The 2,568-nt window shown below is 75.6% G+C and carries 1 protein-coding gene and 1 pseudogene; both read left to right on the top strand.

The features are described from left to right. Positions 1–595 (top strand): annotated as a pseudogene (locus tag NOD94_RS40770) (hypothetical protein); the annotation flags it as partial. A 53-nt stretch (positions 596–648) separates the two neighbouring features. After that, positions 649–2,346 (top strand): nitrite/sulfite reductase, encoded by a 1,698-nt coding sequence (locus NOD94_RS40765; protein WP_281211293.1) that lies wholly within the window; start codon positions 649–651, stop codon positions 2,344–2,346. Positions 2,347–2,568 lie beyond the last annotated feature (222 nt).

The following is a 2,568-nucleotide window of genomic DNA, read 5'->3' as shown; positions in this document are numbered from 1 at the left end:
CGCCGACGCGGCCGCGCTGCGGGAGACCGTGGCGTTCCTCGCCGGGCGCGGGGCCCGCTCCCTCGGGCTCGTGGAGGACGCCTCGCCGCGCGGCCGGGCCGCGGCCGCCGAGGTGCGGGCGGCGGCGGGCCGGGCGGGGATCGCCGTCGGCGTGCCGGATTCGAGCCGGCGGCCGCTGGTCGTGACCTCCGGCTGGGCGGGCGCGGACGCGGCCGTACGGGACGTGGAGGCGGGCCGCACGTTCGCCGAGGGCACCTATCTGGCGCCCTGGTTGTTCACCGCGCCGCTGCTCTCGCCGAGCGCCGGCCAGCTCATCCCGCTGCGGTACGCGCCGAACAGCCCGGCCGCGGTGGAGTACCTGAAGGCGCTCGGCGCCCGCTTCCCGGGCGAGCTGCCCACCTCCGCCGGGTACGACGCCTGGCGCCGGGCCCGGGGCACGGCCGCCCCGGCGCCCGCCAAGTTGTACGCCACGGCCGTGCTGTACGTCCCCGGCAGCGGCGGGCCCGGCGCTGCCGGCGGGCACCACCACGCGGAGGCCACGAGTTGGCTGCCGAGCGGGATGGTCGTCCCGGTCGCGGGCCTCGGTACGACCTGAGCCGGCCGGACGCCGGAAACCCCCTCCCCCAGCCCACGTAGGAGCACGGACAGATGACGGAAACCGCCGCGCCACCGGTCCGGACCGCACGGACCGCCCGGCCCGCCGCCAAGCGACCCGAGGGCCAGTGGGCGTTGGGCGAGCGCGAACCGCTCAACGCGAACGAGGAGTTCAAGCAGGTCGAGGATCCGCTGCTGGTGCGCGAGCGCATCGAGCGGGTGTACGCCCGCGAGGGCTTCGCGAGCATCGACCCGGACGACCTGCGCGGCCGGATGCGCTGGTGGGGGCTGTACACGCAGCGCAAGCCGGGCATCGACGGCGGGCGGACGGGCTCGCTGGCGCCGGAGGAGCTGGAGGACGAGCACTTCATGATGCGGGTGCGCAGCGACGGCGGCACCCTGGACCTCGCGCAGTTGCGGGCGATCGCCGACGTGTCGATGCGGTTCGCCCGCGACACCGCGGACATCACGGACCGGCAGAACATCCAGCTGCACTGGGTGCGGATCGAGGACGTGCCCGCGATCTGGCGGCGGTTGGAGGAGGTCGGGCTTTCCACGACGGAGGCGTGCGGGGACTGCCCCCGGGTCATCGTCGGCAGTCCGGTGGCGGGGGTGGGCGCGGCGGAGGTGCTGGACGCGACGCCGGCGGTGCGGGAGATCGCCGCCCGGTACGTCGGGGACCCGTCGCTGTCGAACCTGCCGCGCAAGTACAAGTCGGCGGTGTCCTGGCTGCCGGACATCCCGTACGAGATCAACGACCTGGCGTTCCTGGGCACGGTGCACCCGGAGCACGGTCCGGGCTTCGGCATGTGGGTGGGCGGCGGGTTGTCCACGGTGCCGATCCTGGCGCGGCACGTCGGGGTGTGGGTGCCCCTGGACGAGGTCCCGGACGTGTGGGTGGCGGTGGCGCGGCTGTTCCGCGACTACGGCTACCGGCGGCTGCGGGGACGGGCCCGGCTGAAGTTCCTGATCGCGGACTGGGGTGTGGAGGAGTTCCGCCGGGTGCTGGAGGAGGAGTACCTGGGCCGGCCGCTGCCGGACGGGCCGCCGCCGGAGCTCCCGGCGGCCCCGATCGACCACATCGGGGTGCATCCGCAGCACGACGGGCTGTCGTACGTGGGTGCGGCGCCGGTCGTGGGGCGGTTGTCGGGGACGAAGCTGGCGGCGCTGGCCGATCTGGCGCAGGCGCACGGCAGCGGCCGGGTGCGGCTGACCCCGTACCAGAAGCTGTTGGTGTTGGACGTGGCCGATCCGGAGCCGTTGGTGGAGGGACTGCGGGGCATCGGGTTGGAGGCGCGGCCGTCGTCGTGGCGGCGCAACACGATGGCCTGCACGGGGATCGAGTACTGCAAGTTGGCGATCGTGGAGACGAAGGAGCGGGCGGCGACGCTGGTCGCGGAGTTGGAGAAGCGGCTGGCGGGAGAGGACGTGGGGCTGAGCGTGAACGTCAACGGCTGCCCCAACTCGTGCGCGCGCACGCAGGTCGCCGACATCGGGCTGAAGGGGCAGTTGGTCGCCGACGAGGACGGCCGGCAGGTCGAGGGCTTCCAGGTGCACCTGGGCGGCAGCCTGACGCTGGCCGCGGACCAGGAGGGCGGCTTCGGGAAGAAGCTGCGCGGGCTGAAGACCACGGCGGCGGACCTGCCGGACTACGTGGAGCGGCTGACGCGCGGCTACCTGGCCGGGCGGACCGACCCGTCGGAGACGTTCGCGGCGTGGGTCGCGCGCTGCGACGAGGAGCAGCTGAAGTAGCGGCCCGGCGGGAACGGTTCAGGGCGGCCCGGCGGGAACCTCCGCCGGGCCGCCCTGCCGTGTGCCCGGGTGGAGCGGAGGAGCGGAGGAGCGGACCGGCTTACGGGCGGACCCGCGTACGGAGCCGGCCGCGGCTCCCGGGAACGCCGCGGGGGGGGGGGGGGGGGGGGGGGGGGGGGGGGGGGGGGGGGGGGGGGGGGGGGGGGGGGGGGGGGGGGGGGG

This window comes from Streptomyces sp. Isolate_45 (assembly GCF_024721315.2).
GTDB lineage: Bacteria > Actinomycetota > Actinomycetes > Streptomycetales > Streptomycetaceae > Streptomyces.
This window is presented reverse-complemented; position numbering and strand designations above follow the sequence as displayed.